Origin of the sequence: Xanthobacter lutulentifluminis (genome assembly GCF_043194675.2) — a bacterium.
Lineage (GTDB): Bacteria > Pseudomonadota > Alphaproteobacteria > Rhizobiales > Xanthobacteraceae > Xanthobacter.
Genome location: NZ_CM195525.1, coordinates 1090040 through 1104279, shown reverse-complemented (window position 1 = coordinate 1104279; position 14240 = coordinate 1090040). Strand labels below are relative to the sequence as shown.

Genomic DNA, 14240 nt, shown 5'->3' with positions numbered 1-14240 from the left:
GCGCCGGGCGCCGTCAGCCGCCGGTGAAGGTGACGGCCAGCACCGTCATGTCGTCGAACTGGGGGGTGTCGCCCGCGTGCGCGCAGGCAGCATCGAGCACGGTGCCGATGAACGCCTCGGGCGGGAGGTGCAGGGCGGAAGCCGCCGTCTGCTCCAGCCGCTGCTGGCCGAAGGCGTTCTCGCCGGCGTCGATGGCGTCGGTCAGGCCGTCGGAGAACAGGAACAGGCGGTCGCCCGGGCCAAGGCGGGTGGTCACCGCGCGGGCCTTCGCCCCCTCCAGGATGGCGAGCGCCATGCCGGTGGCGGACAATTGCTCCACCGCCCCGCCCGCGCGCAGCAGCACGCAGTCGGTGTGGCCGCTGTTGCAGTAGGTGAGATCGCCGGTCGAAAGGTCGAGCACGGCGCAGAACAGGGTGACGAACAGCGTCTCGCCGTTGGTGGCATAGAGCAGGTCGTTCACCGCCGCCACCGCCCGCGCCACGTCCGGCGCGCTGCGCAGGCCCATGCGCAGGGCGGTCTGGGTGGCGCTCATGAACAGGGCGGCGGGGGTGCCCTTGCCGGCCACATCCCCCAGCGTCACCACGAGGTGGGTGGGGTCGATGAGGAAGTAGTCGTAGAAATCGCCGCCCACGTCCTGCGCCGGCAGCATGGCGGCGAAGATGTCGGCGCGCCCGCCCAGCGCGTCCGGCGCCAGCGGCGGCGGCAGCATGGAGCGCTGGATGGCGGCGGCATTGGCCATCTCCTGCCGCTCCGCCGCGCGCGTCATGATGGCCTCCGCCAGCCGGCGGAAGGAATGGGCGAAGTGGGTGAGCTCCGGCAGCGGATTGCGCAGCTCGTCCAGCAGCCGCAGGTCGAAGTCGAGCCGCTCCAGCGCGCTCAGGGCGTTGGCGTAGAAGCCGAAGGCGCGGTTGAAGGTCTCGAACCTCTGGCCGAACTGGCGCATCACCGCCGACAGCAGCGCCGGGTGGGCGCGGCCCGCCGCCTCCAGCGCCTGCGCCGAAAGCCGCACCGCGCGCACCGGCGCGCCCGCATCCACATGGGCGGTGCGGGCGACGCCGGTGAAGGCGCCGATCTCCCCCAGCACGGCCGGCGCCTCGAACGTGGCGAGCTCGACCCGGTCGTAGGGCGTGTCGATGATGACGGTGGCGGAGCCCTCGAGCACCAGCAGCGCAAAGGTGCCGGGATCGCCCTGCCGGATCAGGCGGGCGCCGGCGGGGGCCTCGATGATCTCGCCGCAGGCCACCAGCGCGGTGAGGTCGTCCTCCGCGAAGCCGTCGAAATAGGGATGCCCCGCCACCTGTCGCGCGATCCGTGCCGCCTCGTCCGGCGGCACCTGTCGCGCGATCCGTGCCGCCTCATCGGGCGGCACCTGATGCGCAATCGATGCCGCCTCGTCCGGCGCCACCGGGCGGCCCTCCTCCTGCGCTGGCGTCGCTGACGTCACGGAATGCCTTTCGGGTGGGCCCCCGGCGCGGGCGGGCCGATCCTCAACTTAGCCGCAGCATGCGCAGCGCGCGAGACAGGACCGCGAACAGCACGGCCGTGGACCAGCCGAACAGCAGCATTCCGTTGGCCGCCGTCATGGGGCCCAGCACGCGCCAGCGATGCTCCGGCAGAAGGTCGCCATACCCCAGCGTGGTGAAGTTCACGAAGGCGAAATAATAGGCGTCGCGCTCCTGCGTCACGCCGAGCTGCGTGTACATGACGGCCCAGACCGCCACCTCCATAAGGTGGGCGAGGGTGAGGAGCGTGCCCGCCGCGCACATCACGATGATGAGCGTCGCCAGCCGGTCGCGCGGCGCGAGTCGCTTGCTCGCGAAGCGGCCGAGCCGAACGACGACCACCGTCGCCAGCGCCTGGATGGCGATGGTCACCACGCTGATGAGCGCGCCGACGAGGAACTCTCCGTCCAGAAACCACACCTGCTCATTCTCCTGCTGGAAGCCGCCCCTCCCTCGCCCAGGATGCCGCGGCGGGCAAGGGGGCGGGGCCTGCGCCTGACCCGGCGCGCCGCGCCGTTCGGCCCCGGCGCACCCGCGGTTTCCCCCGAATTCGCCCGCGCGCATTGATCTTGACGGGCATCTGTGTATTTTGCGCCGCAATAATCCCCATCCCGGCGGGCCCGAGGCATTCGGACCCGCATTTTTGTGCTGGACGGCCCATGAAGCTGCGCAACATCGCCATCATCGCCCACGTCGACCACGGCAAGACCACGCTGGTGGACGAGCTGCTCAAGCAGTCGGGCTCCTACCGCGAGAACCAGCGGGTGGCCGAGCGCGTGATGGATTCCAACGACCTGGAAAAGGAGCGCGGCATCACCATCCTCGCCAAGGCCACCTCGGTGGTCTGGAAGGACACGCGCATCAACATCGTCGACACTCCCGGCCACGCCGACTTCGGCGGCGAGGTGGAGCGCATCCTGAACATGGTGGACGGCGCCATCGTGCTGGTGGACGCCGCCGAGGGCCCCATGCCCCAGACCAAGTTCGTGGTGGGCAAGGCGCTGAAGGTGGGCCTGAAGCCCATCGTCGCCATCAACAAGGTGGACCGCTCCGACGCCCGCATCACCGAGGTGGTGAACGAGGTGTTCGACCTGTTCGCCGCGCTCGACGCCACCGACGAGCAGCTCGACTTCCCCATCCTCTACGGCTCCGGCCGCAACGGCTGGATGGCCGACAAGCCGGAAGGCCCCTCCGACCAGGGCATGGCGCCCCTGTTCGACCTGGTGCTGAAGCACGTGCCGGAGCCCACCGTCGGCGAAGGGCCGTTCCGCATGATCGGCACGCTGCTGGAGGCCAACCCCTTCCTCGGCCGCATGATCACCGGGCGCATCACCTCCGGCTCCATCAAGCCGAACCAGCCCCTCAAGGTGCTGGCGCAGGACGGCTCGCTGGTGGAGCAGGGCCGCGTGTCCAAGATCCTCGCCTTCCGCGGCCTTGAGCGCCAGCCCATCGAGGAAGGCGTCGCCGGTGACATCGTCGCCATCGCCGGCCTCGCCAAGGGCACGGTGGCCGACACCTTCTGCGCCCTCGAGGTGACCGAGCCGCTGGCCGCCCAGCCCATCGACCCGCCCACCGTGACCATGTCGTTCATCGTCAACGATTCGCCGCTCGCCGGCACCGAGGGCGACAAGGTGACCAGCCGCGTCATCCGCGACCGCCTGTTCCGCGAGGCGGAAGGCAACGTGGCGCTGAAGATCGAGGAATCCACCGAGAAGGATTCCTTCTTCGTCTCCGGCCGCGGCGAGCTGCAGCTCGCGGTGCTGATCGAGACCATGCGCCGCGAGGGCTTCGAGCTCGCCGTGTCGCGGCCGCGCGTGGTGTTCCAGAAGGACGAGGCCACCGGCCAGGTTCTGGAGCCCATCGAGGAAGTCCTCATCGACGTGGACGAGGAATATTCCGGCACCGTCGTCCAGAAGATGAGCGAGCGCCGCGCCGAGATGATCGAGATGCGCCCCTCCGGCGGCAACCGCCAGCGCCTCGTGTTCTACGCCCCCACCCGCGGCCTCATCGGCTACCAGTCTGAGCTGCTCACCGACACCCGCGGCACGGCCATCATGAACCGGCTGTTCCACGAGTACGCCCCCTACAAAGGCGAGATCGCCGGCCGCACCAACGGCGTGCTCATCGCCAACGCGGCGGGCGAGGCGGTGGCCTATGCCCTGTGGAACCTGGAAGACCGCGGCCCGATGATGATCGAGCCCGGCTGGAAGGTGTACCAGGGCATGCTGATCGGCGTTCACAACCGGGACAACGACCTGGAAGTGAACGTGCTGAAGGGCAAGCAGCTCACCAACATCCGCACCACCTCCAAGGACGAGGCGGTGCGCCTGACCCCGCCCATCCGCATGACGCTGGAGCGCGCGCTGGCCTGGATCCAGGACGACGAGCTGGTGGAGGTGACCCCCAAGTCCATCCGCCTGCGCAAGCGCCTGCTCGACCCCAACGACCGCAAGCGCGAGGAGCGCAAGAAGGAATCCGAGCTGGCCTGAGCCCTCGTTTTCTTCCGAGACCTGACGCGACGGCCGGGCATTGCCCGGCTGTTTGCGTTTGCGGGCGGGATGGCGCGCGGGCACGACCGGACTGCGCCTTGGGAGGACCGCGCCGGAGGAGCTGGCAGAAGGGTTCCGCACGCCAGTTGCCGCCGCGATGCCGGAAGCGCGCTCGCTGGGCAGGCTGACGGGGGAGAGCGGCGGCCTTGCTTCGGCCCCGGTCTTGCCCGGCGCATCCCCGCGTGACGGGTCGGGCCGGTGCAACGGGCGCGGGCCATCTGAAGGTCGAGCCCGGTCGCGCCGGGGGGGCCGCCGCACCGCCGTCACCGCTCCCGCTTCTTGGCCCGCCCCGCCTTTCCCATTCCCGGGCGGTGCCCGCTTCGCTCCAGGCGCGGCTCGCTCGCCGTCCCATCCCACAGAGGCGGCGGCATGCTGCTCCGCCGTGGACCCTTCGGTCCCGCGTCCGGCCCGTGCCTGTCGCGGCGTCGCCCCCCGCTGGAATCGCTCCAGTCAGCAACTAGTTGCTATCGGCGCCGGCCTCCCGCGATGTCCAATCGCAGGCATGATGACGTCTGCCCCCACCCTTTCCACCGTCGAGATCGAGGAGATCCGCCTCGACCGGGCCCGCGCCCGGCTCCATCTCGCCTTCGCCGGCGGGCCGGGGGTGGCGCCGGCCCGCGCCAGCCTTGATGCCAGCGCCCTGCGCGCCGCCTGCCGCTGCGCCGGCTGCGTCGCCGACCGGGCGCGCGGCCGCTTCGATGCCGCCGGCTTTTCCGGCGTGACGCTCGCCACCGTCGCCCCGTTCGGGGCGCACGGGCTCAACCTGACCTTCTCCGATGGCCATGCGCGCGGGGTCTACCCCTTCGCCTATCTCGCCGCCCTCGCCACGGGCGCCGCGGCCGCAACCGACACTCCAGAGGTGACCCCATGAGCGAATTCGCCAGCGCGACGACACCCGAGATCATCGAGACCGACATCCTCGTCATCGGCGGCGGCACCGGCGGCCCCATGGCGGCCATCAAGGCCAAGGAGAAGAACCCCGCCCTCAAGGTGGTGCTGATGGAGAAGGCCAATGTGAAGCGCTCCGGCGCGGTCTCCATGGGCATGGACGGGCTGAACAACGCCGTCATCCCCGGCTACGCCACCCCCGAGCAGTATGTGAAGGAGATCACCGTCGCCAACGACGGCATCGTCCACCAGAAGGCGGTGATGGCCTATGCCACCGGCTCCTACCCGATGATCCAGTATCTGGATTCCATCGGCGTGAAGTTCGAGAAGGACGGCTCCGGCGAATACAACGTGCGCAAGGTGCACCACATGGGCACCTATGTGCTGCCCATGCCGGAGGGCCACCACGTCAAGAGGGCGCTCTACCGCCAGCTGCGCAAGCATCAGGTGCTGGTGACCAACCGCTACATGGCCACCCGCCTGCTCACCGGCACGGACGGCCGCATCGCCGGCGCCATCGGGGTGAACACCCGCACCGGGGAGTTCCTGGTGATCCGCGCGAAAGCGGTGGTGCTGGCCTGCGGCGCGGCCGGCCGCCTCGGCCTGCCGGCCTCCGGCTATCTGTTCGGCACCTACGAGAACCCGGCCAACTGCGGCGACGGCTATGCCATGGCTTACCACGCAGGCGCGGGCCTCGCGAACCTCGAATGCTACCAGATCAACCCGCTGATCAAGGATTACAACGGCCCGGCCTGCGCCTATGTCACCGGTCCGTTCGGCGGATACACCGCCAACAACAAGGGCGAGCGCTTCATCGAGTGCGATTACTGGTCCGGCCAGATGATGAAGGAGTTCTATTCGGAGCTTCAGAGCGGCAACGGCCCGGTCTTCCTCAACATGACCCATCTCGCCGAGGAGACCATCTCCGAGATCGAGACCATCCTGCACTCCAACGAGCGGCCCTCGCGCGGGCGGTTCCACGAGAAGCGCGGCACGAACTACCGCGAGAAGATGGTGGAGATGCACATCTCCGAGATCGGCTTCTGCTCCGGCCACTCGGCCTCCGGCGTGTGGGTGGACGAGAATGCCCGCACCACGGTTTCCGGCCTCTACGCCGCCGGCGACATGGCCAGCGTGCCCCACAACTACATGCTCGGCGCCTTCGTGAACGGCGGCATCGCGGGCCAGGACGCGGCCGATTACTGCGCCTCCACCGATTTGCCGGCCTATGACGAAGCCGATGTCGCCCGTGAGCAGGAGCGGGTGCTCGCCCCCACCCGCCGCGACGACGGCCTCACCCCCCACGAGATGGAGTACAAGGCCCGCCGGCTGGTGAACGACTATCTCCAGCCGCCGAAGGTCACCGCCAAGTATCTCATTGGCCAGGCCCGCCTCGCCGAGGTGCGCGATGATCTTTCCGCGCTGTGCGTGAAGGACCCGCATGAACTGATGCGGGCGCTGGAGCTGCAATCCATCCTCGACTGCGCCGACATGGCGGCGGCCGCCTCGCTCTACCGCACCGAGAGCCGCTGGGGCCTCTACCACTGGCGCGTCGACCACCCGGCCACCGACAACGAGAACTGGTTCTGCCACACCCTCCTCTACAAGGACGAGTTCGGCCGCATGGCCCACCGCAAGCACGCGGTGGACCCCTATGTGGTGGAGATCGATGCGGACGAGATGGGCGCCTACCACCAGCTGCGCACCCCGGCCATCGCCGCCGAGTGACCCCCGATACCCTGAATTCCGGAGCTGCCCCATGCCGTTCGCCAACCACATGACCTCCGTCCCGGTGACCGTGGACGACGACAAGTGCATCGCCGAGAAGGGCTGCCGCGTCTGCATCGACGTGTGCCCGCTCGACGTGCTCGCCATCAACCCGGCCTCGGGCAAGGCGCACATGAAGTACGACGAGTGCTGGTACTGCATGCCGTGCGAGGTGGACTGCCCCACCGGGGCGGTGAAGGTCGAAATCCCCTATCTGCTGCGGTGAGGCGCGCCATGCCCGTGTTCGACGATCTGGACGATGACATCGACGGCGTGGCCGAGCGCGCCCGCGACGCCGACCCCGGCATCCGCCGCGTGGCCATGCTGGACCTTGCCGAGAGCGTGGACCCGCAGGCGGTGGGGCTGCTGCTCGCCGGCCTGAAGGACGCCGATGCCGGCGTGCGCGAGGCCGCCGCCAAGGCGCTCGACGAGCATTCCGGCCTGCCCGCCGCCCTCGGCCTTGCCGATGCGCTCAGCGACGCGGTGGAAGCGGTGCGCCTCGCCGCCGCCGAGAGCCTCGCCGACAAGAAGGAGCCCGCCTCCGCGCCCCGGCTCATCGAGCGGGCGCAGGAGACGGAAGGCCCCTTCGCGGGCTTCGTCCGCACCTCGGCGCTGCGGGCCCTGCGCGACATGCAGGACGCCGCCGCCATGCCGGTGGCGCTCGCGGCCCTCACCGATCCGGACATGGCGGTGCGGCGCGAGGCGCTGGGCGTGCTCGGTTATCTCAAGGCCGATGCGGCGCTGCCCGCCCTGCTCATCGCCGCCACCGATCCCGAGCCGGCGGTGCGCCGGGCGGTGATGGCGGCGCTGGTGTTCGTGCGCAGCGGCACGGCCGGCGTGCCGGCCCTCGTCGCCGGCCTGCGCGATGCCCATTGGCAGGTGCGCGAGGAAGCGGCCTTCTCCATCGGCAAGGCGCTGATCGCCGAGGCGGTGGACCCGCTGATGACCGCCGCCAATGACGATGCCTGGCAGGTGCAGGCCAAGGCGGTGAACGCGCTGGGCCGCCTGAAGGCCCGCGCGGCGGTGCCGGTGGTGTCCGGCGCGCTCGGCCACGGCCTCTCCAACGTGCGCAAGGAGGCCGCCGCGGCGCTGGGCGAGATCGCTGATCCGGCCGCCGTGGTCGCGCTGGAGGCGGCCTATGACGATCCCGATCCCGACGTGCGCAAGCTGGTGCGCTGGGCGCTGGACCGCTGCCGCGCCGCCTGACGGGGCAGGGCGGGGGAGGTCTCTTCCGCCTTCCCTGCGCGCCCCTTTCCCGGCCTGCCATGAAACCGAACCGGACCTGAGGCACTTTCCCAGAAACAGACCGGAGCGCACCGCGCTCCGGCGTGGCGGGAGAGGCGCTGATGGCGAACGTGAAGACCGGGCCCCTGTGGTGGCAGTCCGGCGTGATCTACCAGGTCTATCCGCGCTCCTTCCAGGACACGGACGGCGACGGGGTGGGCGACCTCAACGGCATCACCCGCCGGCTCGACTATCTCGCCGCGCTCGGCATCGACGCCATCTGGATCTCGCCCATCTATCCCTCGCCCATGGCGGATTTCGGCTACGACGTGGCCGGCTACACCGATATCGATCCCCTGTTCGGCACCCTCGCCGATTTCGACGCGCTGCTTCAGGCCGCCCATGGGCGCGGGCTGAAGGTGATCCTCGATTTCGTGCCCAACCACACCTCGCAGGCGCACCCGTGGTTCGTGGAGGCGCGCGCCAGCCGCGCCAGCCCGAAACGGGACTGGTACATCTGGCGCGATCCGGCCGCCGATGGCGGGCCGCCCAACAACTGGCTCTCGGAATTCGGCGGCAGCGCGTGGGAATATGACGCCGCCACCGGCCAGTATTATTACCACGCCTTCCTCAAAGCCCAGCCGGACCTGAACTGGCGCAATCCCGCGGTGGTCGCGGCCATGCACGGCGTGCTGCGCTTCTGGCTGGAGCGGGGGGTGGACGGCTTCCGCATCGATGCGCTGTGGCACGTCATCAAGGACGACGCCTTCCGCGACAATCCGCCGAACCCCGATTTCCGCCCCGGCATGAACCCCCACGCCCGGCTCACCCAGCTTTATACCGGCGACCGGCCGGAGCTGATGGGCGTGATCGCCGGCTTCCGCGCGCTGGCGGACAGCTATGGTGCGCGCGTGCTCATCGGCGAGGCCTACCTGCCGCTCCACCGCATCGTCGCCTATTACGGTGAGAAGGGCGACGGCGTGCACCTGCCGTTCAACTTCACCCTGCTCGCCGCGCCCTGGCGCGCGGCGGAGCTGGGGGCGCTCATCGCCGCCTACGAGGCCGCCATTCCCGAGGGCGGGTGGCCGAACTGGGTGCTTTCCAACCACGACCGCCCCCGCGTCACCGGCCGGCTGGGGCCCGATCAGGCGCGGGTGGCGGCCATGCTGCTGCTGACCCTGCGCGGCACGCCCACGCTCTATTACGGCGACGAGATCGGCATGGCGCAGGTGGAGATCCCGCCGGACCGCATCCGCGATCCCTACGAGAAGAACGTGCCGGGCCTCGGCCTCGGCCGCGATGGCGCGCGCACGCCCATGCAGTGGGACGATGGCCCGTTCGCCGGCTTCTCCACGGTGGAGCCGTGGCTGCCGCTGGCGCCCGACTTCACCGAGGTGAACGTGAGGGCGGAGCAGGGCGAGGCCGGCTCCATGCTCACCCTCACGCGGGCGCTGCTGGCGCTGCGGCGCGGCCATCCGGCGCTGAGCGTCGGCTCGTGGCTGCCGGTCTCGGCCACCGGCGACCTGCTCGCCTATCTGCGGCAGGGCGACGGGGAGAGCTTCCTAGTGGCGCTCAACCTCGGTGGCGAGCCGCTCAGCGCGGCCTTCGCCGACCTGTCCGTGCGCGGCGCGGTGCGCATCTCCACCGCCGGCCCGCGCGAGGGGGAGGCCGTGCGCGGCAGCATCGACCTGCGGCCGAACGAGGGCGTCATCGTCCAGCTCTCCGGTTGAGGCGCATCCGCGCGGCGCCTGCAGGCGGAGCCGGCGATCCGGCGCCGGCCGGGTCGCGCGCTGCGCGCGTGGGTGGCGCATCAGGTCCATAAAATGGACCCTTTATCCGCCGCCGCGAAGGCCTTGTGTGGGATTATGCGTAACGCTATGGTCCCCGCCCGGCGGAGACCAGGCCTCGGCCGAAATGACAACTATGGTCCATATAATGGATCTGGAGGGGACGTGACGCGAGCGGGGAGAGGCGCGCCGGACGGCGCCCGTCCGGCCGGGCCGGACGCGGACACCGCGGCCGGGGGCACGCAGAGCATCGAGCGCGCGGTGGCGCTGCTGACGCTGGTGGGGCAGGCCGAGCCCGCCGGCGCGCGGCTCACCGATCTGGTGGCCGCATCCGGCCTCGCCAAGCCCACGGCGCGGCGCGTGCTGCTCGCCCTCGTGCGCGCCGGCCTGCTGGATCAGGACGATGCCTCCCGCCGCTACCACGTGGGGCCGGAGGCCTATGTGCTGGGCACGCGCGCGGCGGCGCGGTTCGGCATCCACGCCCTCGCCCTCGACGGCCTCGCCCGGCTCGCGCGCGCCACCGGCGACTGCGCCTTTCTCTCGGTGCCGCGCGGCGCCTTCTCCATCTGCCTGCACCGGGAGGAGGGGACCTACCCCATCCGCAGCCACGTGCTGCAGGCGGGCGACCGGCACCCCCTCGGCGTCGGCGCGGCCGGCCTCGCGCTTCTGGCGGCGCTGCCGGATGCGGAGGTGGAGCACGCCCTCGCCGCCAATGCCGAAACGCTGGCGGCCCATTATCCCGGCTATGACGTGCCGGCCCTGCGCCACCAGGTGGCCGAAGCCCGCGCCGCGGGTTACGCGCTCAATCCCGGCCTCTATGTGCCGGGCGCCTGGGGCATGGGCGTGGCCGTTGCCGGCCCGGACGGCCGGGCCGTCGGCGCCCTCTCCCTCGCCGCCATCGAAAGCCGGCTGACCCCCGCGCGCCAGCACGAGCTGGCGCCGCTGCTGCGGCAGGAGGCCGATGCGCTTTCCGCCGCGCTCGGCCGCCGCCTTCCCGCCGAGCCCGTGGCGCTCCGCCCGTCCGCACGCGCCGCGCGCGCCCCTTCCTGAGGCCGCCCGCCTCACCCCGCCTCACGCACGGAGCCGATCATGTCCGCCGAGCCCAGTCCCGCCCAGCCCCCGCGCGCGCCGCAGGGCGGCTTTCCCCGCGCCAGCCGGCGGGTGATGAACCTGGCCCACATCCTGCGCCAGTCCGCCCGCCGCTTCCCGGACCACATCGGCTTCGTGGAGGGCGACAAGGAGGTGACCTGGGCGCAGATGGACGCGCGGGTGGATGCCATGGCGGCGGAGCTCGCGGCGCGCGGCATCGCCAAGGGCGACCGCATCCTCGTGCAGTCGAAGAACTGCCTCGAGATGTTCGAGAGCATGTTCGCCGCCTTCCGCATCGGCGCGGTGTGGGTGCCCACCAATTTCCGCCAGGCGCCGGGCGAGGTGGCCTATCTCGCCTCCGCCTCGGGCGCGCGGCTGATGATCTGCCACGCCGATTTCCCCGACCACGTGGCCGCCGCCCGGGCGGAGGCGCCAGCGCTTGCCGACGTGATCGCCATCGGCGCCGCGCCGTTCGGGCCGGACTATGGCGCCCTCGTCGCCGCGCGGCTCGGCCAGTCGGCCCCGGTGGCGGACGTGGAGCACGACGACCCGTGCTGGTTCTTCTTCACCTCCGGCACCACGGGCCGGCCCAAGGCGGCGGTGCTGACCCACGGCCAGATGGCCTTCGTCATCACCAACCATCTGTGCGACCTGATGCCCGGCACCACCGAGCACGACGCCTCGCTGGTGGTGGCCCCGCTCTCCCACGGCGCGGGCGTCCACCAACTCACCCAGGTGGCGCGCGGGGCGAAGACCATCCTGATGCCGTCCGAGCGCTTCGACGCGGCCGAGGCGTGGCGGCTGGTGGAGCGCTGGCGCGTCACCAACATGTTCACCGTGCCCACCATCACCAAGCTCTTGGTGGAGCATCCGGCGGTGGCGGGCTTCGACCATTCCTCGCTGCGCTACGTCATCTATGCCGGCGCGCCCATGTATCGCGAGGACCAGAAGCGGGCGCTGAACGCGCTGGGCAAGGTTCTGGTCCAGTATTTCGGCCTCGGCGAGGTGACCGGCAACATCACCGTCCTGCCCGCCGCCCTGCACGATGCGGAAGATGGCCCGCACCTGAAGCTCGGCACCTGCGGCTACGAGCGCACCGGCATGCAGGTGCAGATCCAGGACGAGGCCGGCGCCGAGGTGGCGCCGCTGGAGACGGGCGAGATCTGCGTCTGCGGCCCGGCGGTGTTCGCCGGCTATTACGACAATCCCGACGCCAACGCGAAGGCGTTCCGTAACGGCTGGTTCCGCACCGGCGATCTCGGCCACATGGACGGCGAGGGCTTCGTCTACATCACCGGCCGCGCCTCCGACATGTACATCTCCGGCGGCTCTAACGTGTATCCGCGCGAGGTGGAGGAGAAGGTGCTGACCCATCCGGCGGTGGCGGAGGTGGCCATCGTCGGCGTGCCGGACCCGGTGTGGGGCGAGGTCGGGGTGGCGGTGTGCGTTCTGCGCGCCGGGGAGAGCCTGACCGAGGCGGAGCTGATCGGCTTCCTCGATGGCAAGGTCGCCCGCTACAAGCTGCCCCGCCGCGTGCATTTCTGGGACGAGATGCCCCGCTCCGCCTATGGCAAGACGCCGAAGAAGATGGTGCGCGAGGCGCTCGCCGCCCGCGGCCTGCTCGATCCCGCCGCCGGCGCCGCCTGAGGGTCGGCCGGCCCGGCGCGGGCAGGCCGTCGGCAGGCCGTCGCCGCGCGTGGACTGCGGCGCCGGAACGGGCGGGGCAGGGGGCGTGCCGTCCCCTCTCCGGTCCCGCGCCTGCCGGCCGTCCCCGCGCCGGCTGGCGCCCCCCCCCCCGGCGCGAAGGGGGGATGTCGCACGCGGCGCGACGGGGGAGTTGACGCGGCGCGAGGGCGCGGCATGGTCTTCCCAAGGGGCCGAATCCGGCGTGCCGATGGGGGACCGGGGATGGCGGAGGCCGGGATGGACGACAGCTCGCGCATGTTCGACCTCGCCATCGTCGGCGGCGGCATCAATGGCGCGGGCATCGCGCGCGATGCCGCCGGGCGCGGCCTGTCGGTGGTGCTGTTCGAGCAGGCGGACCTTGCCTCCGGCACCTCCTCCGCCTCCACCAAGCTCATCCACGGCGGGCTGCGCTACCTCGAATACGGCGCCTTCCGCCTGGTGCGCGAGGCGCTGGCCGAGCGCGAGATCCTGTGGGGCATCGCCCCGCACATCGTGCGGCCGCTGAGGTTCGTGCTGCCGCATCATCCGGGGCTGCGGCCGGCGTGGCTGATCCGCCTCGGCCTGTTCATCTACGACCATCTCGGCGGCCGGCGCCTGCTGCCGCCCACCCGCACGCTGGACCTGCGCCACGACCCCGCCGGCGCGCCGCTGCGGCCGGGCTATGCCCGCGCCTTCGAATATTCCGACTGCTGGGTGGAGGATGCGCGCCTCGTGGTGCTGAACGCCCGCGACGCGGCCGACCGGGGCGCCTCCATCCGCCCCCGCACCCGCGTCGTCGCGGCCCGGCGCGCGGACGGCCTGTGGCAGGTGGAGGCGGAGGGCGCCGGCCGGCGCGAGACGGTGCGCGCCCGGGCGCTGGTGGATGCCGCCGGCCCCTGGGCGGGAGAGGTGTTCGCCACCGCACGGGTCGCCCCGCCCGCCCGGCTGCGGCTGGTGCAGGGCAGCCACATCGTGGTGCCGCGCCTCTACCGGCACGAGCGCTGCTACATCTTCCAGAACGCCGACGGCCGCATCATCTTCGCCATCCCCTACGAGGGCGAGTTCACCCTCATCGGCACCACCGACCGCGACTATTCCGGCCGCCCCGAGGACGTGCGCGCGAGCCCGGAGGAGGTGGCCTACCTGTGCGCGGCCGCGAGCGAATATTTCGCCGCCAGCCTCGCGCCGGAAACGGTGGTGTGGACCTATTCCGGCGTGCGGGCGCTGGTGGATGACGGCGCCGGCAAGGCCCAGTCGGCGACCCGCGACTATGTCCTCACGCTTGATGTGCCGGAGGAGGGCGGCGCGCCGCTGCTCGGCGTGCTCGGCGGCAAGATCACCACCTATCGCCGCCTTGCCGAGGCCGCCCTCGACCGGCTGGCGCCGCACCTGCCGCCCATGGGGCCGGCCTTCACCGGCGGGGCGCCGCTGCCGGGCGGGGATTTCCCGCGCGAGGGGTTCCGCGACCTGGTGCGGCTGCTGCGGGCGGATTTCCCGGGGCTCGACCCGGCGCTGCTGCACCGCTGCGCCCGCGCCTACGGCACGCGCGCCTTCGCGCTGCTGGCCGGGGTGACTGGGGAGGATGACCTCGGCGAGTGGTTCGGCGCCCATCTGTGCGCCCGCGAGGTGGATTTCCTGATGGACACGGAATGGGCGGCCAGCGCCGACGACGTGCTGTGGCGCCGGTCCAAGCTCGGCCTGCGCACCTCGCCCGCCGAGGCGGCGCGTCTCGACGCCTACATGAAGCACCGCCGGAACGGCGGCTAGAA

The 14240-nt window shown here is 71.4% G+C and carries 11 protein-coding genes; 9 read left to right on the top strand and 2 right to left on the bottom strand.

Translation table 11 applies throughout. The features are described from left to right. Window positions 1-13: 13 nt before the first annotated feature. Both V5F49_RS05035 and V5F49_RS05030 read right to left on the bottom strand, forming a co-directional pair. Complete coding sequence (locus V5F49_RS05035; RefSeq protein WP_394116181.1) at window positions 14-1444, bottom strand: PP2C family protein-serine/threonine phosphatase; 1431 nt, start codon at window positions 1442-1444, stop codon at window positions 14-16. A gap of 43 nt (window positions 1445-1487) precedes the next feature. Continuing rightward, window positions 1488-1922, bottom strand: coding sequence for an ion channel (locus V5F49_RS05030; protein ID WP_394116182.1), 435 nt, complete (start codon window positions 1920-1922; stop codon window positions 1488-1490). Window positions 1923-2161: 239 nt separating this feature from the next. Between V5F49_RS05030 and typA the strand changes: the two genes are divergently transcribed. The 9 genes from typA (at window position 2162) to glpD (ending at window position 14238) form a co-directional block, all read left to right on the top strand. After that, on the top strand, window positions 2162-3991 hold the full coding sequence (gene typA, locus V5F49_RS05025; protein ID WP_394116183.1) for a translational GTPase TypA: 1830 nt from the start codon (window positions 2162-2164) through the stop codon (window positions 3989-3991). 562 nt (window positions 3992-4553) lie between these two features. After that, on the top strand, window positions 4554-4922 hold the full coding sequence (locus tag V5F49_RS05020; RefSeq protein WP_394116184.1) for a DUF971 domain-containing protein: 369 nt from the start codon (window positions 4554-4556) through the stop codon (window positions 4920-4922). Then, window positions 4919-6667, top strand: coding sequence for a fumarate reductase/succinate dehydrogenase flavoprotein subunit (locus V5F49_RS05015; protein ID WP_394116185.1), 1749 nt, complete (start codon window positions 4919-4921; stop codon window positions 6665-6667). The genes V5F49_RS05020 and V5F49_RS05015 overlap by 4 nt, the downstream gene beginning before the upstream one ends. A 31-nt stretch (window positions 6668-6698) precedes the next feature. Continuing rightward, a complete protein-coding gene (locus tag V5F49_RS05010; RefSeq protein ID WP_393981809.1) occupies window positions 6699-6932 on the top strand; it encodes a 4Fe-4S dicluster domain-containing protein in 234 nt (77 codons plus the stop codon). Between the two features lie 8 nt (window positions 6933-6940). Next, a complete protein-coding gene (locus V5F49_RS05005) occupies window positions 6941-7912 on the top strand; it encodes a HEAT repeat domain-containing protein (protein ID WP_394116186.1) in 972 nt (323 codons plus the stop codon). A gap of 140 nt (window positions 7913-8052) precedes the next feature. After that, complete coding sequence (locus V5F49_RS05000; protein ID WP_394116187.1) at window positions 8053-9660, top strand: alpha-amylase family glycosyl hydrolase; 1608 nt, start codon at window positions 8053-8055, stop codon at window positions 9658-9660. A gap of 222 nt (window positions 9661-9882) precedes the next feature. Continuing rightward, window positions 9883-10767 carry an IclR family transcriptional regulator gene (locus tag V5F49_RS04995; protein WP_394116188.1) on the top strand — a complete coding sequence of 295 codons (885 nt, stop codon included), beginning with the start codon at window positions 9883-9885 and terminating at the stop codon, window positions 10765-10767. A gap of 39 nt (window positions 10768-10806) precedes the next feature. Beyond that, window positions 10807-12453, top strand: a complete 1647-nt coding sequence (locus V5F49_RS04990; protein WP_394116189.1) for an acyl-CoA synthetase — start codon at window positions 10807-10809, stop codon at window positions 12451-12453. A gap of 276 nt (window positions 12454-12729) precedes the next feature. Then, complete coding sequence (glpD, locus tag V5F49_RS04985; RefSeq protein WP_394116190.1) at window positions 12730-14238, top strand: glycerol-3-phosphate dehydrogenase; 1509 nt, start codon at window positions 12730-12732, stop codon at window positions 14236-14238. Window positions 14239-14240: the final 2 nt, after the last annotated feature.

Excerpts from the sequence above, each read along its gene's own strand:
- V5F49_RS05000 (WP_394116187.1), top strand. The coding sequence starts at position 8,053 with ATGGCGAACGTGAAGACCGGGCCCCTGTGGTGGCAGTCCGGCGTGATC.
- V5F49_RS05015 (WP_394116185.1), top strand. The coding sequence starts at position 4,919 with ATGAGCGAATTCGCCAGCGCGACGACACCCGAGATCATCGAGACCGAC.
- V5F49_RS05005 (WP_394116186.1), top strand. The coding sequence starts at position 6,941 with ATGCCCGTGTTCGACGATCTGGACGATGACATCGACGGCGTGGCCGAG.
- V5F49_RS05020 (WP_394116184.1), top strand. The coding sequence starts at position 4,554 with ATGATGACGTCTGCCCCCACCCTTTCCACCGTCGAGATCGAGGAGATC.
- typA (WP_394116183.1), top strand. The coding sequence starts at position 2,162 with ATGAAGCTGCGCAACATCGCCATCATCGCCCACGTCGACCACGGCAAG.
- V5F49_RS05010 (WP_393981809.1), top strand. The coding sequence starts at position 6,699 with ATGCCGTTCGCCAACCACATGACCTCCGTCCCGGTGACCGTGGACGAC.
- V5F49_RS04990 (WP_394116189.1), top strand. The coding sequence starts at position 10,807 with ATGTCCGCCGAGCCCAGTCCCGCCCAGCCCCCGCGCGCGCCGCAGGGC.
- glpD (WP_394116190.1), top strand. The coding sequence starts at position 12,730 with ATGGACGACAGCTCGCGCATGTTCGACCTCGCCATCGTCGGCGGCGGC.